A 23,948-nucleotide genomic window follows, 5' to 3' on the forward strand; every position below is an offset into this window, starting at 1 on the left:
TCGCGGCCTCGGCGGTGGCATCGTTGATGCTCATGGCACCCCCTGCGGCCGCACACGAGGCGGTCGGTACCGACGGGACCGGACTCACCCTGGACGGCAGGCCGTGGTGGCCTGCCGGACTGAACGCGTACCAACTCGCCACGGACTGGTCGATCAACAAGGGGTGCGGCGCGATGGTCGACCTCGACGAGTTCTTCGCGAGTCTGCCGCCGGCATCGCTCACGCGGTTCAACGCGCTCGCCAGCCTCGCGACCGACAAGGCGACGGGCGAACTCGATTTCTCGGCGGTCGACGCGGTGTTCGCTGCCGCCGCACGCCACGGTCAGCTGCTCGTCCCCGTCCTCACCACCTTCGACGGGGCGTGCGAGGACGAGGTGTACAAGGACCGCGACTGGTATGCCGAGGGATGGCGCGAGCCCTCCGACGACAACGGCAGTTCGGGGAGCTCGGGCAGCTCGGGTTCGGGCAGCTCCGGCAGCGCGGGCAACGGCAGCGCGGACAACGGCAGCTCGGGCAACGGCAGCGCGGAGAACTCGGGCAGCAGCGGCTCCGAGTCGGGCGACAGCGGCCGGGGCGAACCCGACCGCACGGTGTACCCCGCGGAGAACCAGTCGGGGATGCGGTACGAGACGTGGCTGCGCACCGCGGTCGCACGATGGCACTCCGAGCCTGCACTTGCGATGTGGGAACTCGTCGGCGAGCCGGAGACGACCCTCTATCAGGGTGGCCCGTGTGCGCCCGACGGAGCAGCCGTACTGCGACAGTTCGTGGACGACGCCGGGGCGATCGTCCGCGACATCGATCCGGGTCACCTGATCACCGTCGGTCTGCTCGGCGGCGGACAGTGCGGAACCGCAGGGCCGGAATACCAGTACGTGGCGGCGTCGTCCAACCTCGACGTGCTCCAGTACCACGACTACGGTGCCGACGGCGTACCTCTTCCGGGCGACGAGTTCAACGGCCTCGCGGTGCGTCTCGACCAGGCACGAGCGGTGGGCAAGCCTCTTCTCGTGGGCGAGATCGGGCAACTCGTCGGCGGTGACTGTGCCACCACCCGGCAGCGGGCGCGCGATGTCGCCACCAAGATCGACGGGCAGCGGTCGGCGGGCACGGCGGGAGCACTGTTGTGGGCATTCGTCCCCGACCCGCGACCGGATCAATGTACATACGACATCGGCCCGGACGACCCGGTGCGTGACGTGCTCGCAGAACGGAACACCCTGGAATGAGCCAGGATCCGCAGGTGCGTCGACGTCGCTGGCCGGGGTTCACTCTGGCCGCGGTCGCAATCGCCGCGCTGCTCGTGGGCGGTGCGGGTGGCTCGTTCCAGAGCAAGCTCTCCGAGGTGCAGAAGAACGACAATGCGTCGTACCTGCCGAGTTCCGCGGAGTCGACCGAGGTGGCGGACGAATCGGAGAAGTTCGTCGCCGACCCGACCATTCCCGGGTTCGTCCTGTTGCGCTCCGACGCACCGCTCACCGACGCCGACAAGCAGAAGGTGGATGCGGCGCGTACCGCGATCATGCAGATTCCCGGCGTCGCGGCCGACGACCTCGCTCCACCCGAGTTCTCGGCGGACGGAAAGGTCGCGGCACTGTACGTGCCGCTCGAGTCCGCGAAAGACGGCGTCGAGATCGCGGGCGACGAGCTGGCGGCCACCGAGCAGAAGATCCTCGACGCCGCGCAACAGGCCGCGCCGGGTCTGGAAATCCTCCCCGCCGGCTCCGCCGGTCTGCTCGTCGCGTTCATCGACGCATTCGAGGGCATCGACGGGGCGCTGCTCGGCGCGGCCCTGATCGTCGTGGTGCTCATTCTGCTCGTGGTGTACAGGTCGCCGTTCATCTGGGTTTTCCCACTGCTCTCGGCGCTGCTTGCCCTCGGGGCCGCGTCGATGGTGATCTATCTGCTCGCCGACGCGGACCTGTTGACGCTCACCGGCCAGAGTCAGGGGATCCTCTTCGTCCTCGTGATCGGTGCGGGCACCGACTATGCGTTGTTGCTCATCTCGCGCTATCGCGAGGAACTCCACCGTTACGACAGCCGGTTCGACGCGATGCGTCGTGCCTGGCGGGAGAGTGCACCGGCCATCACCGCTTCGGCGGGCACGGTGATCCTCGGTGTGCTGTGTCTGCTCTTCTCGGAGCTCAACTCCAACCGCAGCCTCGGCCCGGTCGCCGCGATCGGCATCGTATGCACCTATGTGGTGATGATGTCGTTCCTGCCCGTTGCTCTCGCGGTCGCGGGCCGCTGGGTGTTCTGGCCGCGTACCCCGCACGCCGACGACGCGTCCGACCTCACGACGCACGGGCTGTGGTCGCGTATCGCGAAGACCGTGACCGACCGCGATCGCCCCTTCTGGATCGGCGCCACGGTGTTGCTGATCGTGCTGTTCGCCGGTGGGATCGGCAGCCTGAAGACGGGTGGCCTCAGTTCGACCGAGAATTTCACGACGACACCGGACGCCGTCGTCGGCCAGGAGCTCTACGACGAGACGTTCGACCCCGGCGCGGGCACGCCGGTCGTGATCGCAACCAACGATGCCCAGCGGCAGGCGGTGATCGACGCCGCCTCCGCGGTCGACGGCATCTCGGACGAGCCCGGCGCGGTGTGCCCGCAGGTGGACACCGCGAAGGTGGCCGAACTGGTACGCCAGAACCCTCGAGCGGCTGCCGCGCTGCAGCAGTCGGGCGGCGGGTGCGCACCACCCGACCTCACGGTGTCACCGATCGACGGCCGCATGATCGTCAACGCGACTCTCGTCGACTCGTACGATTCGCCGGCGGCGCTCGACACGGTGGAACGTGTCCGTGCCGCTGTCCACGCCGTTCCCGGGGCCGACGCCCTCGTCGGGGGCAGCACCGCGACGACCGTCGACGTGCAGACGGCGTCGGTGCACGACCGGAACCTGATCATTCCGATCGTGCTGGCGGTGATCCTGGTGGTGCTCGTCCTGCTGCTGCGGGCGCTGGTGGTACCGATCATCCTGATCTCGACGGTGGTCCTGTCGTTCGCCGCCACGCTCGGTGTCAGCGGCTTCTTCTTCACGCATGTGTTCGGGTTCCCCGACTCCGATCCGGCTTTCCCGCTGTACGCATTCATCTTCCTGGTGGCGCTGGGCATCGACTACAACATCTTCCTGATGACGCGTGTGCGGGAGGAGACTCTGCGCGTGGGCACACGACCTGGAATCATGCGCGGGCTCACGGTGACCGGCGGCGTGATCACGTCGGCAGGCGTCGTGCTGGCCGCCACGTTCGCGGTGCTCGGGATCCTGCCGTTGGTGTTCCTCGCCGAGGTCGGGTTCGCCGTCGCATTCGGTGTTCTGCTCGACACGATCGTGGTGCGGAGCATCCTGGTACCCGCGATGTCGCACGACATCGGCCGGGCGATCTGGTGGCCGTCGACGCTGTCGCGGGCGGAGGCGGACGGGTAGGCGGAGCTTCCGCGCGAACCGGGGCGGTGCACACGATCGGGCACACTGGACGAATGGCATTCGAGATTCCGGGTCCGCGCGAGGTCGTCGGCGCCGCCGTCGCGGTCGCCCGGTGGGGCGTCGGCACGGCGACGCTGGTCGCGTCGTTGCCCGCGCGGATCGAGTCGCTCGTGTCGGGTGTCGAGCGGCTGCTGGTGGAGGTCGAGTTCGTCGTCGCGCGCATCGACGCCGTCACCGACGGCGCCGTCGCGGTGCACAAGCGCGCCGCCGAGGTCACCGACGCGGCGGCAACCGTCACCGAGACCGCAGCCGCGCTGTCGACGGCCGCGCAGCAGTTGCTCGAGATCTACGAGCCGCTGGCGCTGCAGGCGGCACCACTCGCGAAGAAATTCGTCGACGACTTCTCAGAGGAGGAGGTCGCCGCCGCGATCGCGCTGGTCGACCAGTTGCCCGAGCTGACCGCCCGCACCAACGCGGTGATGCCGATCCTGGCGACGCTCGACACCGTCGCACCCGAGATCCACCAGCTGCTCGAAACCGTCAAGGACGTCCGGCAGGCGATCCAGGGCGTCCCCGGCTTCAAGTACTTCCGGCGACGGGGCGAGTCCGCGGAATGACCGGCACTGTCCCGCAACGCCTTCCGGTCAGCTGCTGACGGACCGCAGCGCTGCGAGGCCGCGCGCCGCGAACTCCGGGACCGCACTGCCCGCCGTGTCGAAGCCCGACCCGACGGTCGCGCCCGCGCGGTATCGGTGGTCGATGCCCATCGCGATGACCGCCATCTTGAAATGGGCGAGGCCGAGATAGAACTGCCAGTTGTCGAGCGTGCGGCCGGACGCGCGGCTGTAGCGCTCGGCGAGATCGTCGGGCGACGGCAGCCGCTCGCTCGTCCACGCGGCCGGCTCCCCCAGCACGAGATCGAGTGCCGGGTCGCGGTACACGCACATCAAGGCGACGTCGGTGAGCGGATCACCGAGCGTGGACAGTTCCCAGTCGACGACGGCCGCGACCGAGCCGTCCCCGTCCAGGATCGTGTTGTCGATCCGGTAGTCGCCGTGCACGATCGACGACGCGGACTGCTGCGGAATCGATTCCGCGAGCAGCATGTGCAGCCGGTCGATGTCGGGCAGGTCGTCGGCCTTCACACGCTCCCACTGCTTCGCCCACAGCGCGACCTGGCGAGTCACGTAGCCGTCCGGGCGGCCGAACTCGCCGAGCCCGCACGCGGCGTAGTCGACCGCATGCAGTTCGGCCAGCACACGCACGAGTTCGTCGACCACACCGTCCAATTCGGCGTCGCCGAACGCCTCCAGGTCCTGCTTCATCCGCACGACCGGGCCGGACACATATTCGGTGACCGCGAACGGAGCGCCCATCACGGCGTCGTCCTCGCACAGCGCGACAGCACGCGCCACGGGCACCGCCGTCTCGTACAGCCCACGCGTGACGCGGAATTCGCGCGCCATGTCGTGCGCGGACGGCGTCAGGCCCGCAGTGGGCGGGCGGCGCAGCACCCAGTGCGACGCGTCGTCGCGCACGTCGAAAGTGAGATTCGACTTGCCGCCGGACAGCAGGCGAGCGCGCAGTGCACCGCGCACCTCGACGCCCTCACGGCGCAGGAACGCGTCGAGCGCCTCGAGGTCGAGCCCTGGAAGATCATGTTCCGCCGCGGCGCTCACTTCGACTCCCGGATCGCGCGCTTGGCGGCACCGACGGTGCGCTTGCCGATCGCCCACCTGTGCACCTCGGACGGGCCGTCGTAGATGCGGAACGGGCGCACCTCACGGGAGAGCCGCGCGAGCGGCAGGTCCGACGACACCCCGAGGCCGCCGCACATCTGGATCGAGCGGTCGACGATGCGGAAGATCGCCTCGGCGGCAAACGTCTTGGCGATGGATGTCGCATTGCCAGCGTTCTCGCCGAGGTCGAGTTCGTAGCACGCCCGCACGAGCAGCGCGCGGGTGGCGGCGATGTCGATCTCGTTGTCGGCGACCATCTTCTGGATCATGCCGAGATCACCCAGCACGTCGCCGAAGCCTTCGCGGCGCGCGACGTAGTCGACCGCGACGTCGTGTCCGCGGCGTGCGGCACCGAGCCACCGCATCACGTGCGTCATACGCGCCGGACCGAGCCGCACCTGCGCGTAGCGGTAACCCTGGTCGACCTCGCCGAGTACCGCGTCGTCGGGCACGAGCAGGTCGTCGAACGAGACCTCGCAGTGGCCGCCGACCATCGCGCGGTCGAGTGTCGGGATGTGCCTGCCGACAGTCAGACCGGGCAGATCGGCGGGCGCCAGGAACATCGTCGCGCCGCCGCGGTCGCCCGGTTCGCCCGACGTGCGAGCCATGATGATGAAGAACGACGCGCCGTCGGCGCCGGTGATGAAATGCTTGCGGCCATTGATCTTCCAGCCGCCGGACACCTTCTCGGCGCGCGTGGCGAGCGCCGACGGGTCGGAGCCCGCGCCCGGTGCGGGTTCGGTCATCGCGAAGGCCGAGCGCACGTGACCGTGCGCCAGCGGGGCCAAAAAGTCCTGCCGCTGTGCCTGGTCGGCGATGTGGTCCAGCATGTGCACATTGCCCTCGTCGGGCGCGGCGATGCCGAGCGCGGTGGGACCGAACAGCGAGTACCCGGCCGCCTCGAACACGGGGACGCGATCGCTCATGTTCAGCCCGAGGCCGCCGAACTCGACGGGTGCGTGGGGCGCGAAGATGCCCGCTTCCTTCGCGCGGGTCTGCAGTTCCACACGCAGGGCGTCGCCGCCCGCAGCGGTGATGTCGCCGTCGTGCTCGTCTTCGACGGGCAGCACGACATCGCGGATGAACACCTCGGTGCGGTCGACGATCTGCTGCACTTCGGTCGAATACGCCAGGTCGACAGCCATTCCACGCCTTTCTCTCAGCCCGACCGATCGATCGCTCGGCACGATGACCGTCGCACAGACCGGCAGGCGAGTCAAGAGGCGGCGACGGTGTCCCGTGCGATCGCGAGGTAGCGCTCGACGAGCTCGTCGGGCGTGAGCGGGCCGTCCTCGCGGTACCACGTGGACACCGCGACGCACATCGTCACGACGGCGCGGCTCGCGTCGAGCGGGTAGGACGTGCGGAATGCGCCGGTCTCGACGCCGTCCTGCACGATGCGATCGACCATGCGCTGCTGTTCGTCGCGTTGCGCGATGTACGCCGCACGCTCGTCGGCCGCCATGTTGCGGGTCTCGCGCGATGCCACGAACGCCTGCTCACGGCGGAACATGTGGAAGCGCAGCAGACTTTCGACGACCGCGTCGAACTGCTCGCTCGGAGTCGCACCCGCCTCCGCCGAGGCCGCGCGGCTGCGCCGCAACAACTCCTCCATGACGGCATTGGTCAGCCCGACCAGGATCGCCTGCTTCGACGGATAATGGTGGTACAGACCGGGCACCGACAGCCCGGCACGCGACGCGATCTCGCGGATCGAGGACGCATCGTAACCGCGCTCGACGAACGCCGACAACGCCGCCGACAGCACCTTCGACAAGCCCTGGTCCGGATAGTCCCGCCACGCCCCGTGCTGGTCACCACCGAAATCGTGTCGGCTCTCGTTCATTCGCCCACCGTAGACGATGGGCCCGAAAGGCGATGGCCCCGAACGCAGCGAATGGCACTTTCGGCGCGTCTCATGCGTCGAAAGTGCCATTCGCCGGGAACGGGGAAGGCCGAAGCCGTCAGTCCTTCGGACCGCCCGCGACGTAGACGACCTGACCGGACACGAAGCCCGCGCCCTCGCTCGCGAAGAACGACGCGGTGTGCGCGATGTCCTCCGGCTGACCGATGCGGTTGACCGGAATCTGCGATGCCGCAGCCTTCTTGAAATCCTCGTAGGGCACGCCGACGCGGGCCGCGGTACCTGCGGTCATGTCGGTCTCGATGAAGCCGGGAGCGATCGCGTTGGCGGTCACACCGAACTTGCCGAGCTCGATCGCGAGGGTCTTGGTGAAGCCCTGCATGCCCGCCTTGGCCGCGGAGTAGTTGGCCTGGCCGCGGTTACCGAGCGCCGACGTGCTCGACAGGTTGACGATGCGGCCGAACTTGGCGTCCACCATGTGCTTCTGGCAGGCACGCGACATCAGGAACGCGCCGCGCAGGTGCACCGCCATGACCGAGTCCCAGTCGTCGACGCTCATCTTGAACAGCATGTTGTCGCGGATGATGCCGGCATTGTTGACGAGAACCGTGGGGGCGCCCAGTTCGGCGGCGATCCGCTCGACCGCTGCGGCGACCGAGTCCTCGTCGGCGACATTCGCGCCGACCGCGAGCGCCTCGCCGCCCGCCGCCTTGATCGCCTCGACGGTGTCGGCGCACGCCGCCTCGTCGAGGTCGAGCACGGCCACCTTGTAGCCGTCGCTCGCGAGCCGCTTCGCGACGGCCGCGCCGATGCCGCGCGCCGAGCCGGTGACGATCGCGGTCCGAGTTTCCTGTGCCATGCCCTACCTCCGTGTTCGAATCTGCTTCTACGTGTGGGTCTGTGCGTCGGCCGCCGCCAACGCATTCTGGTAGCGCCGCATCCCGCGGATCCAGCGGTCGTAGTCCGAACCCTTGTTCCGGTACATGTCCAGGACGTCGGGATGCGGAAGGATCAGGAAGGTGCCCGTCACGACGCCCGCGAGGACACAGTCCGCGACGTCCCGCGGCGACAGGACCGTACCCGCGGTGGTGACGGCGCGCGCCGCGAGCGGCGACAGCGCCGCGTCGTCGTGCAGCAGTTTCGTGTCGACGCCCATCGGGCACACGCAGCTGACGCCGATCCCCCTGTCGCCGTACGTGACCGAGAGCCATTCGGCGAATCCGACCGCCGCGTGCTTGGTGACCGAATAGGGCGCCGAACCGATCTGGGTCAGCAGGCCGGCCGCCGACGCGGTCGACACGAAGTATCCCCGGCCACGTTCGAGCCAACCCGGCAGAAGCAGTCGCGCCGCCCGGACGTGCGCCCGCACGTTGACGTCGAGCGCGAGCGACCACACGTCGTCGGACGGCTCGATGCCGTCGCCCGCCGCGACACCCGCGTTGGCGAAGTAGTAGTCGACCGGCCCGAAAGTCCTCTCCGCGAGCTCGATCGACGCGGCGATCGTGTCCTCGTCGGACGCGTCGCCGGCGAACGACACCGCGTGCCCGCCGCGCTCCGTGATGCCCTCGGCGACCGCGCGCGACGAGTCGGCGTCGAGGTCGCACACCACCACGCGGGCGCCCGCGTCGGACAGCCGCTCGGCGAGCGCGCCGCCGATGCCGCCACCGCCACCGGTGACGATCGCGACGGCGCCGTCGAATGTGTGCTCGGACTGGTCGGTCATGACTCCCGCCTACGTGATCGTGATGCCGCCGTCGACGGCGATCGTCTGGCCGGTGACATATCCGGCGGCGTCGGATGCGAGCCACACCACAGCGGCCGCAAGCTCTTCCGGATCGCCCATTCGCGGAATGACCATGCGCGCCTGCATGCTTTCGAGGTAGCCGGGCTTGTAGGTGTCGGTCATCTCGGACTTGAAGAAGCCCGGTGCGATGGCGTTGACGCGAATACCCTTACGCGCGCCCCACTGCTGCGCGAGGTCTCGTGTGAGACCGATGACGCCCGCCTTGCTCGCGGCGTACGCGGCCTGCGGCAGTCCGGCGGTGGTGAGGCCGAGGACGCTCGAGATGTTGACGATCGAACTGCCGGGCTGCATCACCTTCGCGGCGGCCTGCGCGGCCCAGTACGAACCGTTGAGATTGATGTCGATCACGCGGCGGAAGTCGTCGGGCGCCTCCCGCGTCGCGGGGACGGCGGTGCCGATGCCTGCGTTGTTGACGAGGACGTCGACGCGGCCGAAACGCTCCATCGCGGCGTCGATCATGTGCTGCGCCTGCTCGGGCTCGGCAACGTCGGTGGCCACGGTGTGGGCGGTGCGGCCGGCGCGCTCGACGAGCGCCGCGGTGTCCTGCAGCCGGTCGACACGACGCGCGGCGAGAACGACGTCGGCACCCGCTTCGGCCGCGGCCTGCGCGAACGCGACGCCGAGGCCGGACGACGCACCCGTCACGACGACCACCCGATCGGTGAGTCGGAACTTGTCGAGAACGGACATCGTGATCTCCTGTCGGATGGTTCTGGGGATCGAGTCTTCCGGGGTAGCGCTGTTGTACCAGAGTTGCGGGCCCAGGAGAGATCCGGGTCACGTCGGACGTCGGGGTCCGGACGGGGTCACCGCCCGGACCCGGAGACGTCACAGACCCAGATCGCGCCCGATCAGTTCCTTCATGATCTCGTTCGAGCCGGCCCATATCTTGGTGACGCGGGCGTCCTTCCACGCGCGGGCCGCGCGGTACTCGTTCATGAATCCGTAGCCGCCGTGCAGCTGAACGCAGTGGTCGAGCACCTCGTTCTGCACCTGCGCGGTCCACCACTTCGCCTTCGCCGCGTCGACTGCCGACAGCTTGCCCTCGGCGTGCGCCTCGATGCACTGGTCGACGTAGGCCTGCGTGACCTCGACGCGGGTCACCAGATCCGCGAGCAGGAACTTGTTCCACTGCAGCGAGCCGATCGGCTGGCCGAACGCCTTGCGCTCCTTGGCATATGCGATGGTCTCTTCGAGAATCGGGGCGGCATGCGAGATGTTCGCGACTGCTGCGCCCACACGCTCCTGCGGCAGCATCTCCATCATGTGGATGAAGCCGCGGTCGATCTCGCCGATGATGTTCTCCGACGGCACTCGCACGTTCTCGAAGAACAGTTCGGCCGTGTCGGATTCGGGCTGACCCACCTTGTCGAGCTTGCGGCCACGCTCGAAACCGGCCATCCCGGTCTCGACGGCGAACAGCGTGATGCCCTTGGCCTTCTTCTCCGGGCTCGTGCGCGCCGCGACGATCACCAGGTCGGCGTTGAAACCGTTGGTGATGAACGTCTTCGAGCCGTTGATGATCCAGTCGTCGCCGTCGCGCACCGCAGTGGTCTTGAGCGCCGCGAGGTCGGAGCCGCCGGAGGGCTCGGTCATACCGATCGCCGTGAGCATCTCGCCTGTGCAGAACTTCGGCAGCCACCGCTGCTTCTGCTCCTCGGTGGTGAGCTGCACGAGGTACGGCGCACACACGTCGGCGTGGATGCCGAAGCTCGACGCCAGAGCGGCGCTGCTGCGCGAGAGCTCTTCGGCGAGAACCGCATTGAACCTGTAGTCGCCTGCACCGCTGCCGCCGTACTCTTCCGGCACCTCGAGGCCGAGGAAGCCGTTCTTGCCCGCCTCGAGCCAGATCTCGCGGTCGATGTACCGCTGCTCGATCAGCTTCTCCTCGACCGGCGCGACATTGCGCGTGACGAACTCGCGTGCCGACTCGCGGAATGCCTCGTGATCGGGGCCGTACAGGGTGCGTCGCATGGACCGCTCCTCAGGTTGAAACAGACGGACTGGGTGGAAACAGGTGGGCCGGCGCACAGAGACACGCGGGCACCCACCCTGGACGGATAAGCGCCCGCTTAGTTTCTAAGCGCTTGCTTATTCTGGTGACGGCGCGGCATATTGTCAATGCACCCGACGATGGAGCGACATGACCCAGCCCCCGCTGCCCCCGATCGGTACCCCGGCGATCAGCACCGCTGCGCCCACGATCAGCACTTCCAGGGCGGCTGCGCGCATCCGGACTGCAGCCATCGACGCGTTCGCCGCCAACGGGTACGGCGGCACCACGACGCGGCAGATCGCGGCGCTGCTCGGGATGAGCCCCGCGGCGATGTACCCGCACTACGCGTCCAAGGAAGAGCTGCTCTTCGCGATCAGCTACGAGGGGCACGTCGCGACGCGCGAGAGCCTCACCGACGCCGACGACCCGTCGGCACCGCCGTCGTGGCGGCTGCGCACACTCGTCGCCGCGTTCGCGCACTGGCAGGCGTCCCATCACGCGCGTGCGCGCGTCATCCAGTACGAACTCAACGCCCTCTCCCCCGAGCACTACCGCACGGTCGTCGCGCTGCGCCGCGAGATCACCGCGATGTTCCGGGCCGTCGTCGATGCGGGTGCCGAGGCCGGCGAGTTCACAGTGCCCGACGCCGAAGGCGTCACGCTCGCGCTGATGTCGTTGTGCGTCGACGTGTGCCGCTGGTTCCCGGCCGGCGCCTACACCGAGCCCGCCGTGGTCGCCGACCTGTACTCCGATCTGGCGCTGCGTCTCGTCGCCGCGCGCTGACGCGTTCCCGGCCAGCGGGCGCGCGCCACCGCACGGGCCGACCCGTCCGCCATCCTGTTGCCGCGTCCCCGACCGAACAGGAGCCACTCGATGAGCCTTTTCCTCGAATCCGTCCCCGTCGCCGAACAACTCGCATGGCTCGAGGAGATCAAGGCAGCGTTCGCACTGCGGCTGCGCGTCATGGACACCAAGCAGTGGGACCGGTATCCCGAAATGCACACCGACGACGTCGTGAGCGAGACGTTCAGCAGTGTCGACGGCGACCACAGTCACCTTCCGCCGGCCGAGCGGCCGGGCGCTGTCGTCGGCACCGAAGCGCTCACCAGGGCGATCAGCTCGTTTCTCGACGGCGTGGTGACGGTGACCTCCGCCCACCACGGACACACCCCCGAGATCACCTTCACATCCCCGACCACCGCGACCGGCATCTGGGCGATGGAGGACAACCTCTGGTGGACCAACGGCGACACCGAAGAATCGCTGCGCGGCTGGGGCCATTACCACGAGGAATATCGCCGCGTCGACGGACGCTGGCTCATCAGCTACCGCAACCTCACCCGCCTGCGTGTCGACCACACACCCGGCTTCTACTCGTACCGCGAGCGCAACTCGCCTGCGTAAGGCGCCACGAGCCACCGACAAGTCGGGTCGGCCACTCGTCACATTCGACCCTTGCTCGGACATTCCGTACGAAGCGCTCGTCGAGGCGGGGTACACGCCGGCCGGTAGTGACCACCAAGACTTCACACCGGACGAGTGCACATTCTGGGTTGCAGGTGGGGCTGTCCGGATCGCCGGTACCGCACGAGGGGGGACAACTCACCCCGCGACGAGTGCCGCAAGGGCCTCGAGGGCATGGAATACGAGGCCCACCGCCGGTGAGTACCAGGTCCGCGATGAGCCGGTAGCCGCAGCGCACCCACAGGACTATCGTTGATTTACGCGAGCGAATAGCCGCAAGGAGGCGATGGCGATGAGCGATGCGGCCAAGAGCGTAGAAGACCGTTACCGCCACGGCGACCTGGACTTCGAGACCGCGGTGCAGGAAGTCACCGGTACCGACATGGATCGCGAGGTCTTCGCGCGGATCGTGCACAGCCTCGCCGCAGCCGAGGTGCCGGGCGGTCCTGCGCTGTCCGAGCACGACGCTGCGTTGCTGGAGGAGGCCGGCTTCGTCACCGACCCCGCGGCCGCCACGGCGGCACGCGTGGACCGGGACATTCGCATGCAGCACCTACTTCGCAGCTCCCTGTCCGTCGCCGACGCCGCGCAGCGCCTCGGCGTCACCACCGCCCGCGTCCGCCAGCGCCTGGCAGACGGCACCCTGTGGGCGTTCGACTCGGGCCGGAACCGGCTGCTGCCGCCCGGCCAGTTCACCGCCGACGGCGCGGTGCCTCACCTCGAGAAAGTCCTCCCGCAGCTGGGCAAGGATCTGCACCCGCTCACCGTGCAGGCGCTGCTCACGCAGCCGCAGCCGGCCCTGACCGTCGACGGGCGACCGGTGTCGATCGCAGCGTGGCTGACCGGCTGCGCGGGAACCGACGCCGAGATCGAGCAGGTCGTCGACGTGATCGCTGCTGCGGCCTGGGAAGGGGCGTAGATGGGGACAGTGGCTCTGCCGCCGCCTCCGACGGTCTCCGTCCTGCGCGACGCGGGCATCCATCCCGACGAACTGATCACCTGGCAGCCCACCGAGTTGCTGTGGCGCGTCCACCACACCACCGGAAGTCATGTCCTGCCCTGGGACGGGATGCGGACGTTCGGGCCGATCCTGCGGTTCGACCATCACCCGCTCCCCCGAGCCGAGCACTCCGGCTACGGCATCTGGTACGGCGTCTCCGATCCGCGCGATGGCCTGGCGGAGGCCTTCCAGACTGCGCGTGTCATCGACCGCCGGTACCGCGACCCGTACCTGACCGGGCTGAAGTGCACCCGGCCGTTACGGCTGTTGGATGTGTCCGGGATCGGCGGAGGGGCCTGGGCGACCCGCGTGGGAGGCAATCATGCTCTCGACTCGGCCGCGCACGGCCGCAGTCAGCACTGGGCCCGCACCATCCACCGTGCCCACAGCGATCTCGACGGCGTCATCTACCGGGGCCGGTTCGCCGGGAGCGTGTGCGTCGCACTCGTCGAACGAGCAGTCGACGCCTTCCCTGTCCGACCGGCGCTGTCGCTGCCGCTGGCGCACCTCGCGCTCGAAGGCGCGATCGCCACTGCGGCGTACCAGCTCGGCTACACCATCGTCTGACCAGGCACGCCCGTATCCCACAGGTTCGCCAGGCTGGACTCGAAGGGATCCCCGCGCGGGGCTGATGAAAGCAGTGGCAGGGCGCATGTGACGGCACCGGGGGACCCCCACATCGACGAGTGGATTGCAGATCGGACGGCCGCGATCATCGAACGCTACGTCGACTGACCCAGACCTCCGGCCAGCGCAAGCACTGGTTCCGGGCGGCACGAACACGGCCTGCGATAGGATCGCCGACACTGTCTGACGGGGGCACGGTACAACCAACGTTCGGGGGGCGAGTTATGGCATTCAGTCTTGATCCGGCGGTGATCGACGAATGTGTCGGGATCTGCGACGACATGATCGACAAGTTGGAGGACGGCCACAGAAGCGCGGTCCGTCTGGGACGGGTCTACGGATTTGGCGATCTCGATTCTGGACGCCAGCTGACGGTCGGGTACGAGCAGAAAGGTCAACTGACTGCTAGCGCGATTGCTGATCTGCGCCGGGCAGTCGAACGGACACGGCAAGCGCTGCTCGATGTCAAGGACGGCGCAATCGAGACCGACACCGACTTCGCTGCCATTCTCGCCGCCAACGTGCAGGAGATTGTGTGATGCGACGTCAAGACACTGTGCTCGCGCTCCTCGTCTTCGGCGCGCTCTGGACAGGCGCGACGGCGTGTGGGAGTCCCGACATCGACGAGTCTGCGGCGCCTGCGGTGACTGCGGAGCGGACGCCACGAGCCACCGACAAGTCGGGGCGACCGCAGGTAAACTTCGATCCTTGTCTCGACCTACCTGACGAGGCGCTCCGAGAAGCTGGTTACGATCCGGCCGACGCCGACGAGGACAGTTTCTCTCCTGACGAGTACACATTCCTCGACTGCACATGGACATCGTTCGACGGCCGCTATGGCCTGAATGTGCTCTCCGGCAACATAACCTGGGAGGAACAGCGGGAAAAGGTCAAGGACTATTCGACTCCCATCACGGTTGGTTCCCGCCCGGCTCTTCTCGACGAAGACCCGGCAGCTCCCGAAGCCTGCGCTATTGCCTTTCCCTCGGACATTGGCGTGGTGATCGCGTCACGAACAGTGGTCTGGGGTGACGGCGAGGAGGCCCCTAAAGAAGAATGGTGCAAGGGCCTCGATCAGACTGCGGCGATCATCGAACGATACGTTCCACAGGGGGGATGAACAATGTCGGGTGAGAACAGCGACTTCCTAGATACTGTTGTGAACCAACTCGTTCCGGGCGGCGCGGGTTCGGCTGAGCGAGAGAAGACAAACAGCAGTGTCCGCCAACTGATCGACAACGGCGACCTCGAAACCGACGAGCCGTACATCTCCACCATGGAGAGCTTCCAGGGATTCACCCACGAAGAGATCTCCGCCAAAGTTTCGGCGATTGCTCCCAGCACAATCAACGAGCTGGCCACCCGGTACAGGCAACTTGCGACATCGATCGACATCGGCTGGGAGCTGCTGCACCTGCAGATGACGCTGGGCCGGGGCTGGACCGGCGACGCGGCCACTGCGGCGACGAGTTCGATCGCAGAACTGTCGCAGCCGGCAGCGCGTATGCGTTCTGCGCTCCAGTCGGTCGGTTTGAAGCTCGACGCGCTGAGCAGCGCCGCGAGCGACCTCAAGGCGTCGATCCCCCAGCCAAGCCTGTCGTCCACCGCACCGCTTGCGCTTCTGAGCGGGTCGAGTGTGATGGCCGAGGAAACGGCCCGTGAGGAAGCGCGCCAGACCGCGATCCGGGCGATGGAAGCGGTCTACGTCCCCAACTACACCTCGGCGGGGACGAACGTGCCCGGATTCGGTCGAGCACCCGAGGGTCCCGGCGACGCCGGCCCGGGCGTCGGCGGTATCGGTTCGGGCGGTGTCGGCGGGCTCGGTGGCGGCGCTGGGGGCGGAGCCGGCGCGGCCGGCGACGCAGCCGCGGGCGGTGCCGCCGAGGCTGGCGCGGGGCAGGGCGACCCGAACGCGGCAGCGCAGACGCAGGCAGCATCCGCCAACGGCGCGGAGGGCCTCGGCCAGGGTTCCGGCCTGGGCCGACCCGACGCCGCATCCACGAGCGCCGCGTCGACCGGCGCGAACCCGAACGGTCAGGCCGGGTCGGGTGCCCACGGCGGCGGAGCCGGTGCGGGCGGCGGCGCGTACGGCGTCGGTGGTGGCGGCAGCGCCGCTCGCCGCAAGGACGAGCGCGAGAACCAGAACGGCGCGATGATGGGCGCCGTCCCGCCCGGGGCCGCAGCGGGTGCCGCGGCTGCGGCAGCCGCGGGCAGCGCCAAGCCGAGCAGCCTCGCACGTCCCGGCATGGGCATGGGAATGCCGATGATGGGTGCGGGCGCACGCGGCGCGAAGGGCGAGGACGACACCGAGCACGAGACTCCGAGCTACCTCGTCAACGTCGAGAACGGAAACGAACTCATCGGCGACATCGAACCCGTGTCACCCCCGGTCATCGGCGCATGAGCTGGTCGCTCACGCCGGGGCAGTTCATGTGCCTCTGGGAGACAACGGGACTCGATCGTATGCCGTATCCGCTGCGCTACCGCTCGCCTGCCCGCACGCAGAACGAGTACGCGGAACAGCAGATGCGGCTCGCCCGCTGGCGCGACGGCATCGACGACCCGAAACTCGAGGCGTCGATCCGCGCGCTGCGCAACCCCGACGTGAGCGTCACCCTCTACGTGCCGGAGGTGGGCAACGGGCCCGCGATCCGGCGTCGCATGTGCCTGCGCGGCCGCGTCGGCGTCGTCGCCGATCAGGACGACGCCGCCACCGGCTTCGGCACCATCACGATCGACGCGCGCGGCGGCCACGTCCGCGACACCCTCGACTGGATGTGCCGCGGCCTGCTCGCGGCGATCCCGTCGATGCACCCCGGCCGCACCCGCTCGGTGTCGGCCGACCCCGAAGAGCTGGGCGACGCCCAGCCCACCGTGCTGCAGGGCGCACAGGCCAGCGGGGCGCAGCTGATCAGGAAGATCGTGTCGCGCCGCGACGGCGCCGGGTACCTGTGTGTGCACGGGCCCCGCGAGGGTGCGAGTGAACCCCTCGTCGACGAGCTGACGTGGCTCGACATCGCCGACGACGGCCGCTACCTGTACCACCGCGACCATCGCGTCCACCTGCGCGCCGCGGACACCGACGCCATCCGCGACGCGTTGCATTCGATCCTCGTGGCGGCCACCTCCCGAGAACCGGCACCCGCTGCCCGCTGAACGCTAGGCTGTCGGAATGGCCGATCGCGACCGGGACGAACAGGGACGCCCGCTCAACGCGCGCCCGCGCGACGGTCTGGGCCGTCCGCTCCCGCGCGGCGCCGAAGGCGTGCCCCGAATACCGGACGACCTCGAGCTTCCGCCGGGCGAGGCGATCACCGAAACCCAGCGCCTCCTCGACCACGAACAGCCTTTCCACGCCCACGAAGTGCTCGAAAGCGTGTGGAAGAGTTGCCCGCCTGAGGAACGCGCGCTGTGGCAGGGCCTCGCCCAACTCGCCGTCGGGCTCACGCATCTGCTGCGCGGCAACCGTGTCGGCGCCCGCTCGCTCATGGCGCAGGCCCACGCGCGGATCCGGCTCTACGAGACCGACCCACCGTACGATCTCGACATCACCGGCCTCATGGCATGGGCAGAGCACATCGAATACGAGATCGACGCCGACCGCCCACTCGAACCCGTTCCCGTCCCCCGACTGCGAGTACCGTGACCATGCGTTTGCCGATGTTTCCGCTCGGATCCAGTTTTCTTCCTGGACAGAAACTTCCGCTGCACATCTTCGAACCCCGGTATCAGCGTCTCGTGCAGGACTGCCTCGCGTCGCCCGACGGCCCGCTGTTCGGTGTCGTGCTCATCGCGCGCGGCAACGAGGTCGGCGGCGGCGAGGAGAGGCACGACATCGGCACCCTCGCCCGCATCGAGGCACACGTCGAGGCTGGTGGAGGCCGTTACGAACTGTTCTGCCGCACCGAAAGTCGCATCCGCGTCAACGCGTGGCTGCCGGACGACCCGTACCCCGTCGCGGACGTCGACCTGTGGCCCGACGAGGACAACGGCACCCAGCTGGTCGACTTCGAGTTCCCCGCGCTGGTCGAGCGCATCGAGTTCCTGTACGGCCTGCTGGGCAAGCTGGCCGACCGTACCGGCAGCGAGAAGCCCGATACACCACAGATTTCCGGCTTCCGCGGCTCGCTCGGCGAGCGGCTGTTCGAGATCGCCACCCATGTTCCGATGGGCGATGCCGACCGGCTCGAGGTGCTCGCCGCGGCGGGCGCCGATGCGCGCATGCGGGCCGTCGCCGAAGCGGTGGAGAACGCGGTCGAGATGGTGCAGTTCCGTCTGCTCGAGTGAAAGGACACGATGAACGATCGGCTCGACTCGTACGAACGCGACGGTCTTCGCTTCGACGTCCGCGACAGCGGGCCTGCCAGCGGACCGACAGTCGTGCTGCTGCACGGCTTCCCACAGGACTCCCGAAGTTGGGATGCCGTCGCGGAGCGATTGGGCGCGAAAGGTTTCCGCACCGTCGCCCCGGATCAACGTGGCTACTCGGACGGCGCTCGCCCCCGTCGGCGCCGCGACTACACGCTCGACCGACTTGCGGCCGACGTCGTCGCCCTGATCGACCGGATCGGTTCGGGGCCCGTGCATCTCGTCGGACACGACTGGGGTGCCGCGGTGGCGTGGGCCGTCGCCGCAGACCATCCCGACAAGGTCCGCACACTCACCGCAGTGTCCGTGCCGCATCCCGCCGCGTTCGCCAAGGCCGCCGCGACCAGCACCCAGGGCCTCAAGTCCTGGTACATGCTGGCCTTCCAGGTGCCGTGGCTCCCGGAGCGGCTGCTCGGCCGACCCGACACCGCCGCGTGGGCGCTGGGCCGCACAGGCCAGCAACCGGACGCCGCAGCGCGCGACGCCGACGCGATGCGCGACCGGTCCCGCGCCCGCGGCGCGCTCGCGTGGTACCGCGCGCTGCCGTTCGCGAGCCGCGGCGCGATGCGCGCGCGAGTGCAGGCGCCGACGCTGATGGTGTGGAGCGACGGCGACACCGCGGTCGGGCGACAGGGACCGGAGCGCACCGCCGCCTACGTCGACGGCCCGTTCCACCTCGAGGTGCTGCGCGGCGTGAGCCATTGGATTCCGGACGAGGCGCCCGAGGAGCTCGCGCGGCTGATCGTGCAGCACACCGAACGCCCGTGAGCTGCGACGATCTGGTACCCGAGCGCCCTTGGTCATTACCCCCTCACGCGTCGTGTATGGTGGGAGATACGACGCGGGGTGGAGCAGCTCGGTAGCTCGCTGGGCTCATAACCCAGAGGTCGCAGGTTCAAATCCTGTCCCCGCTACCAAGACCAGGCCCGGGATCCGATCGGATCCCGGGCCTGAAGTCTTTTCAGCGACTCGACCGCAATGCTCGCTCCACGGCCTCGTCGATGCTGCCGCGATACACGGGCCCGTGCCCGGGCAGCAGGACGTCGGCGCCCGATGACGCGAGCGCGCCGATCGCGCGGTGCGCCGCGTCGACGTCGTGGTGGAACATCGGAAGCAGGAACTGCGGCCCCTCGCGGCGCGACGTGCCGTGGCCGGTGATCAGCGCGTCGCCGCTCACCACGGCTCCGACATCGGGCAGCAGGTAGGCGGTGTGCCCCGAGGTGTGGCCGGGTGTCGCGACCGGCACCGGGCGGCCCGGGAGGTCGAGCGGCGACGCGTCGCCGAAACCCCGGGCCTCCGGAACGGAGACCTTCTCGAGCCCGCCCTGGCGCATGATGTGCAGTGCCCATCCCGCGACACCGGGCCGCCACACGTTCCGCGCGACCGCGGCGGGCGTCGCCTGCTCGAGATACTCGCGGCGCGCATGCCGCGCCTCGCGGTCGGAGGTGAGGACGGGCGTCGAGAACTGCTGTACCAGTGCAGGTATCGAACCGATGTGGTCGACATGTGCGTGCGTCACCAGGATCGCCTCGACATCGGTCATGCGGTGACCGATCGACTCGACCGACGCGACGACGGCGTCCCGGTGCGCGGGATAGCCTGCGTCGACGAGCGTCAGCGCGCGCCCGTCCCCGAGGAGGATCCAGTTGACGCTGCCCGCGTCTACGAAGTACGTGCCGTCGGCCACCTGGGTCACGCTCGGAGTCGTCATGCCGACACGATAGAGACTCGCGGCGACGGCCCTGCGCCGCCACGCCCTGACGTGCGATGATCGGCGCGCACCTCCGCTCACGCAGCACGCGGCACCCGACACCGAGAGGCACGGACGTCATGGACCGACGCGAAGCCGCATTCACCGCGGCCGACGGCACGCGCATCGTGTACGACATGTGGACGCCACCCGGCGACGTGCACGGCGTACTCGTGCTGTGCCACGGCGTCGGTGAACATGCTCGCCGCTACGACCACGTGGCGGCGCGGCTCGGCGAGCTCGGTCTCGTCGTCTACGCCCCGGACCACCGCGGCCACGGCAGGTCGGGCGGGAAACGGGTGCTGCTGCGCGAATGGTCGGACTATCTGGACGATCTCGACGCGCTGTTCGCCGTCGCGAAGCGCGAGCACCCGGATGCCCCCCTGTTCCTGTTGGGGCACAGCATGGGCGGCGCGATCGCGCTCACCTACGCGCTGGATCACCAGGACGAGCTGACTGCCCTCGCGCTGTCCGGGCCTGCCGTCGACGTCTCGATCGGCACTCCGAAACCTCTTGCGGCGCTGGCGAAGGTGCTCGGACGCGTCGTGCCCGGACTGCCGGTCACGACACTCGGCGGCGACGTGTCCCGCGATCCCGCGGTCGTGGCGGCGTACGACGCGGACCCGCTGGTGCATCACGGCGCGATTCCGGCGGGGGTCGCGCGCGGCCTGCTGACAGCGACACACGATCTGCCCGAACGGCTCCCGAGCCTGCACCTGCCGCTGCTCGTGCAGCACGGCAGCGCCGATGCGCTCGTCAGCGTCGACGGCACGCGCATGATCGAACGCTACGTGGGTTCGGACGACGTGACGATCGAGATCTACGACGGGCTGTTCCACGAGGTGTTCAACGAGCCCGAAAAGGACGAGGTGCTGGGCGATCTGGTGGCGTGGCTGCGGCCCCGCGTGCCGGCCTGACGATCAGTTCAGTTGCGCATCCAGCACTTCGTGCTGGATCTTGACGGCGTCGGCGTGCACGCTGCGCCCGCGGTCGGTGACGTCGACGAACACGCCACGGCGATCGGACTCGCACAGTGCGCGCGTCACCAGGCCGGCTTTCTCGAGGCGGGCGACGCTGCGGGAGAGGGCACTGGGCGACAGGTACATCTCGGCGGCGAGCTCGTTCATGCGGGGCCGCTCGCACGTGGATTCCATGAGCCGGTCGAGCGCTTCGAAGTCGCTCATGCTGAGGCCGTGCGCATGCTGCATACGGCGGTCGAGCTCGCAGGCGATGCCGTTGTAGCAGCTTGCGAGCCGACGCCACGCGCTCTTCAGCTCTGCGTCGGACTTCATACGCGCATGTTAGGCCGCTCCCGCACTACGTGCAAGTAAAATAATTGCAAACACATTTTGTGCTTGTGCATTGATTGCACACGCACTTATATTCGTGCGGTGACCACCAGCGACCTCACCTCACCGAATCTCGCCGCTTCGTCGCCGGCCACGCCGGTGACCCGACCCGCGCCTCCGGAAGCGTCCGGAACCACGTGGAGTCCCCGCCTGTGGGGCATCCTCGCGGTGCTGTGCCTCGTGATGTTCCTCGACGGCCTCGACGTGTCGATGGTCGGAGTGGCACTGCCGTCGCTCGGCCACGAACTGGGCCTGTCGACGTCGAGCCTGCAGTGGATCGTCAACGGGTACGTCCTCGGCTACGGCGGCCTGTTGCTCCTCGGCGGCCGCACCGCCGACCTGCTCGGCCGCCGCCGCGTGTTCCTGATCGCCCTCGCGGTGTTCGCGATCGCCTCACTCGTCGGCGGGCTCGTCGACAACGGAACACTGCTCATCGCCACACGTTTCGTCAAGGGACTCGCGGCGGCGTTCACCGCACCCACCGCGATGTCGATCCTGACGACGACCTTCCGCGAAGGACCCGCACGCAACCGCGCACTGTCGATCTTCTCGGTGTTCGGTGCGAGTGGCTACTCGTCGGGCCTGATCCTGGGCGGGCTGCTCACGACGGCCGGCTGGCGGTGGACCTTCCTGATGCCGGTCCCGTTCGCTCTCATCGCACTCGTCGCGGGCATCGCCCTGATTCCGCGCCAGCCACGCGCCACGACCGGCGGCCACGACCTGCTCGGCGCCGCCACCCTGGTGAGCGGCACGATGCTGCTCGTCTACTCCGTCGTCGCGGCACCCGACCGAGGCTGGACGTCGCCGCTCACTCTGGTGTCGTTCGTCGCCGCGCTCGCCCTGCTGGCCGCGTTCGTGGTGACCGAACGGCGCGTGCGGAATCCGCTCGTGCGGCTCGGACTGTTGCGCGTCGGATCCATCGTGCGCGCGAACCTGTCGATCGTCACGGTGTTCGGCACCTACCTGAGCTTCCAGTTCATGATGACCCTGTTCCTGCAGTCGGCGCTCGGCTGGACACCGCTCGCGATGGCACTGGCCCTGCTCCCCACCGGCCTGATCGTCGCATTCGGCTCCCCCGTCGTCGGCCGCCTCGTCGACCGGTACGGCACGTCCCGCATGATCGGGCTGGCCCTGACCTCCCTCGCGCTCGGCTACGTGTGGTTCCTGTTCGCCGGCAGCGACGATCCGACCTACGCGGTCGCGATCCTGCCCAGCACGATCCTGCTCGGGCTCGGCTTCGCGTTCGGCTTCACCGCGATCATGTCGCAGGCGACCGAGGGCGTCGACGACTCCGAGCAGGGCCTTGCATCGGGCCTCGTCCAGACGTCGGCGCAGGTGGGCGCGGCCCTCGTCCTGGCGGTGACGACGGCGCTCGTGGCGGGCGGAGGCGAGGCGTCCGGTGCCGTGGAGGCACCGAACTTCCACCAGTTCCACTCGGGTCTCGTACTCGTGACGGGCATCGCGCTGCTCGGCCTCGCGGTGACCACGGTCCCGCTGCTGCGAAGCTCGCGTGGCGAACGACTACCCCTGCGGGAGCGAGACTTCACTCCCGTCCCCTGAGCCGGCAACCGCCTCGTCCGCTGTGCGCGCCTGCGTGGTGCGCACAGCGGCGAGCGCGCGCTCGACGAAGTCGACACTGAGCCCGACGACCGTCCTGCTCTCGCGTAACACGGTGCCCAAGACGGGAAATGCGTGAATCTGTGATCGCCACACGTGGGTTTCGACCGGCCGCGCCGCGCGTTCGAGCCGGTCGGTCATCTCGTCGACGCCCGGCCGCAGGATCTCGTTCTCGGCGGCAGAGAAGAACACCGGACCGAAGAGCATCGGATCGACGTCGACGGGCGAGTGCACACCGTCGATCGGGTCGGGCCCGCCGACCCACTTGTCCTCGAGCGCACGAATCTTGCCGATCGGCAGGTACGCGTCGCGGCGCACGGTCTTCGAACGTCGATCCGGGAACGAGAGATCGAGCAGCGGCGAGTACCCGATGACGGCAGCGGGACGCGGAAGCCCGCGTGCGGCAGCGAGTTCGGCGACCTTCAGCGCCAGGTAGCCACCCGCGGAGTCGCCCGCGACGACGATCTTCGCGGGATCGGGACATTGCGCGACGAGCGCCTCGTATGCGGCGAGCGCGTCGCGCGTCGACGTCCCGATGCCGCCGTCGGGCAACTGCCGATACCGCACCGACACCACGGGCATCCCCGACCGCGCCGCCAGGTACCCGCACAACGGCCGGTGCGTCGCAAGGCCGCAGAAGACGAATCCGCCGCCGTGGAAGTACAACACCGTCGCGTCCTCGAGCACCTCCGGTGCCCGGCGCGGATGCGTGATCCGTTCGCACTCGACGCCACCGAGCCGGATCTTCTCGACGTCGACGCGTCGCGAGCGTGGCAGGCGGTCGACGAGTTCGTCGATGCGGCCGAGTGCGCCGAGTCCACGGTCGGTCATGGGCCACAACGAGAACACGGGTTTGACCGCCGCGCGCAGCCACCAGTAGAGGACGCGTGAGCGCGGGCTGACGTCGGTGTGCAGGGTGACGGGCATGCGTGACTCC

At 68.8% G+C, this 23,948-nt stretch carries 26 protein-coding genes and 1 tRNA gene; 17 read left to right on the forward strand and 10 right to left on the reverse strand.

The window, feature by feature from the left end:
• The first annotated feature begins 26 nt into the window (after positions 1–26).
• The 3 genes from HCA44_RS20800 to HCA44_RS17645 are packed head-to-tail and all read left to right on the forward strand — an operon-like array spanning position 27 to position 4,050.
• Entirely contained in the window at positions 27–1,229 is a 1,203-nt protein-coding gene (locus HCA44_RS20800; protein ID WP_240945611.1) for a glycoside hydrolase family 5 protein, read from the forward strand.
• A complete protein-coding gene (locus HCA44_RS17640; RefSeq protein ID WP_169650630.1) occupies positions 1,226–3,433 on the forward strand; it encodes an MMPL family transporter in 2,208 nt (735 codons plus the stop codon). Before HCA44_RS20800 ends, HCA44_RS17640 begins: the two co-directional genes overlap by 4 nt.
• A gap of 53 nt (positions 3,434–3,486) precedes the next feature.
• Positions 3,487–4,050 (forward strand): ribulose 1,5-bisphosphate carboxylase large subunit, encoded by a 564-nt coding sequence (locus HCA44_RS17645; protein WP_169650631.1) that lies wholly within the window; start codon positions 3,487–3,489, stop codon positions 4,048–4,050.
• Positions 4,051–4,077: 27 nt separating this feature from the next.
• On the opposite strand, the gene HCA44_RS17650 is transcribed toward HCA44_RS17645, so the two are convergent.
• From HCA44_RS17650 to HCA44_RS17680, 7 genes are all read right to left on the reverse strand, one after another.
• Positions 4,078–5,112 (reverse strand): phosphotransferase family protein, encoded by a 1,035-nt coding sequence (locus tag HCA44_RS17650; RefSeq protein ID WP_169650632.1) that lies wholly within the window; start codon positions 5,110–5,112, stop codon positions 4,078–4,080.
• Positions 5,109–6,317: an acyl-CoA dehydrogenase family protein gene (locus HCA44_RS17655; protein WP_169650633.1), complete on the reverse strand. Its 1,209-nt coding sequence runs from the start codon at positions 6,315–6,317 to the stop codon at positions 5,109–5,111. Before HCA44_RS17655 ends, HCA44_RS17650 begins: the two co-directional genes overlap by 4 nt.
• A 71-nt stretch (positions 6,318–6,388) precedes the next feature.
• On the reverse strand, positions 6,389–7,018 hold the full coding sequence (locus HCA44_RS17660) for a TetR/AcrR family transcriptional regulator (RefSeq protein ID WP_169650634.1): 630 nt from the start codon (positions 7,016–7,018) through the stop codon (positions 6,389–6,391).
• A gap of 118 nt (positions 7,019–7,136) precedes the next feature.
• Positions 7,137–7,895: a 3-oxoacyl-ACP reductase FabG gene (gene fabG / locus HCA44_RS17665; protein ID WP_169650635.1), complete on the reverse strand. Its 759-nt coding sequence runs from the start codon at positions 7,893–7,895 to the stop codon at positions 7,137–7,139.
• 27 nt (positions 7,896–7,922) lie between these two features.
• Entirely contained in the window at positions 7,923–8,759 is an 837-nt protein-coding gene (locus HCA44_RS17670) for an SDR family oxidoreductase (RefSeq protein ID WP_169650636.1), read from the reverse strand.
• Between the two features lie 9 nt (positions 8,760–8,768).
• Positions 8,769–9,530, reverse strand: coding sequence for a glucose 1-dehydrogenase (locus HCA44_RS17675; RefSeq protein ID WP_169650637.1), 762 nt, complete (start codon positions 9,528–9,530; stop codon positions 8,769–8,771).
• A 138-nt stretch (positions 9,531–9,668) separates the two neighbouring features.
• On the reverse strand, positions 9,669–10,814 hold the full coding sequence (locus HCA44_RS17680) for an acyl-CoA dehydrogenase family protein (RefSeq protein WP_169650638.1): 1,146 nt from the start codon (positions 10,812–10,814) through the stop codon (positions 9,669–9,671).
• Between the two features lie 169 nt (positions 10,815–10,983).
• Here HCA44_RS17680 and HCA44_RS17685 point away from each other — a divergent pair, with 169 nt between their 5' ends.
• The 12 genes from HCA44_RS17685 to HCA44_RS17740 all read left to right on the forward strand — a co-directional run bounded on the left by HCA44_RS17685 (position 10,984) and on the right by HCA44_RS17740 (position 19,212).
• Positions 10,984–11,619 (forward strand): TetR/AcrR family transcriptional regulator, encoded by a 636-nt coding sequence (locus HCA44_RS17685; RefSeq protein ID WP_169650639.1) that lies wholly within the window; start codon positions 10,984–10,986, stop codon positions 11,617–11,619.
• Between the two features lie 90 nt (positions 11,620–11,709).
• The gene (locus tag HCA44_RS17690) at positions 11,710–12,240 is read left to right on the forward strand and encodes a nuclear transport factor 2 family protein (protein ID WP_169650640.1); all 531 of its coding nucleotides are present in this window, start codon (positions 11,710–11,712) and stop codon (positions 12,238–12,240) included.
• A gap of 352 nt (positions 12,241–12,592) precedes the next feature.
• A complete protein-coding gene (locus HCA44_RS17695) occupies positions 12,593–13,219 on the forward strand; it encodes a hypothetical protein (protein WP_240945608.1) in 627 nt (208 codons plus the stop codon).
• Positions 13,220–13,867 (forward strand): RES family NAD+ phosphorylase, encoded by a 648-nt coding sequence (locus tag HCA44_RS17700; protein ID WP_169650642.1) that lies wholly within the window; start codon positions 13,220–13,222, stop codon positions 13,865–13,867.
• Between the two features lie 284 nt (positions 13,868–14,151).
• A complete protein-coding gene (locus HCA44_RS17705; protein ID WP_169650643.1) occupies positions 14,152–14,466 on the forward strand; it encodes a hypothetical protein in 315 nt (104 codons plus the stop codon).
• The gene (locus HCA44_RS17710; RefSeq protein WP_169650685.1) at positions 14,466–15,047 is read left to right on the forward strand and encodes a DUF3558 domain-containing protein; all 582 of its coding nucleotides are present in this window, start codon (positions 14,466–14,468) and stop codon (positions 15,045–15,047) included. Before HCA44_RS17705 ends, HCA44_RS17710 begins: the two co-directional genes overlap by 1 nt.
• Positions 15,048–15,086: 39 nt before the next feature.
• Positions 15,087–16,331 carry a hypothetical protein gene (locus HCA44_RS17715; RefSeq protein WP_169650644.1) on the forward strand — a complete coding sequence of 415 codons (1,245 nt, stop codon included), beginning with the start codon at positions 15,087–15,089 and terminating at the stop codon, positions 16,329–16,331.
• A complete protein-coding gene (locus HCA44_RS17720) occupies positions 16,328–17,083 on the forward strand; it encodes an ESX secretion-associated protein EspG (RefSeq protein WP_169650645.1) in 756 nt (251 codons plus the stop codon). Before HCA44_RS17715 ends, HCA44_RS17720 begins: the two co-directional genes overlap by 4 nt.
• A gap of 16 nt (positions 17,084–17,099) precedes the next feature.
• Entirely contained in the window at positions 17,100–17,573 is a 474-nt protein-coding gene (locus HCA44_RS17725; protein WP_169650646.1) for a DUF309 domain-containing protein, read from the forward strand.
• Positions 17,570–18,214, forward strand: coding sequence for an LON peptidase substrate-binding domain-containing protein (locus HCA44_RS17730; protein WP_169650647.1), 645 nt, complete (start codon positions 17,570–17,572; stop codon positions 18,212–18,214). The genes HCA44_RS17725 and HCA44_RS17730 overlap by 4 nt, the downstream gene beginning before the upstream one ends.
• Positions 18,215–18,223: 9 nt before the next feature.
• Entirely contained in the window at positions 18,224–19,063 is an 840-nt protein-coding gene (locus tag HCA44_RS17735; RefSeq protein ID WP_169650648.1) for an alpha/beta fold hydrolase, read from the forward strand.
• Positions 19,064–19,135: 72 nt separating this feature from the next.
• Positions 19,136–19,212, forward strand: a tRNA-Met gene (locus tag HCA44_RS17740).
• Between the two features lie 44 nt (positions 19,213–19,256).
• Here the strand turns inward: HCA44_RS17740 and HCA44_RS17745 are convergent.
• Complete coding sequence (locus tag HCA44_RS17745) at positions 19,257–20,006, reverse strand: MBL fold metallo-hydrolase (RefSeq protein WP_169650649.1); 750 nt, start codon at positions 20,004–20,006, stop codon at positions 19,257–19,259.
• A gap of 119 nt (positions 20,007–20,125) precedes the next feature.
• On the opposite strand from HCA44_RS17745, the gene HCA44_RS17750 reads away from it, so the two are divergent.
• Positions 20,126–20,962 carry an alpha/beta hydrolase gene (locus HCA44_RS17750; RefSeq protein ID WP_169650650.1) on the forward strand — a complete coding sequence of 279 codons (837 nt, stop codon included), beginning with the start codon at positions 20,126–20,128 and terminating at the stop codon, positions 20,960–20,962.
• Between the two features lie 3 nt (positions 20,963–20,965).
• Here HCA44_RS17750 and HCA44_RS17755 read toward each other — a convergent pair whose 3' ends face one another.
• A complete protein-coding gene (locus tag HCA44_RS17755; protein WP_169650651.1) occupies positions 20,966–21,337 on the reverse strand; it encodes a MarR family transcriptional regulator in 372 nt (123 codons plus the stop codon).
• 63 nt (positions 21,338–21,400) lie between these two features.
• On the opposite strand from HCA44_RS17755, the gene HCA44_RS17760 reads away from it, so the two are divergent.
• Positions 21,401–22,954 carry an MFS transporter gene (locus tag HCA44_RS17760; RefSeq protein ID WP_169650652.1) on the forward strand — a complete coding sequence of 518 codons (1,554 nt, stop codon included), beginning with the start codon at positions 21,401–21,403 and terminating at the stop codon, positions 22,952–22,954.
• Here the strand turns inward: HCA44_RS17760 and HCA44_RS17765 are convergent.
• Positions 22,916–23,938: an alpha/beta hydrolase gene (locus HCA44_RS17765; RefSeq protein ID WP_169650653.1), complete on the reverse strand. Its 1,023-nt coding sequence runs from the start codon at positions 23,936–23,938 to the stop codon at positions 22,916–22,918. The genes HCA44_RS17760 and HCA44_RS17765 overlap by 39 nt on opposite strands.
• Positions 23,939–23,948 lie beyond the last annotated feature (10 nt).

Origin of the sequence: Rhodococcus sp. HNM0569, assembly GCF_012726205.1 — a bacterium.
GTDB lineage: Bacteria > Actinomycetota > Actinomycetes > Mycobacteriales > Mycobacteriaceae > Rhodococcus_F.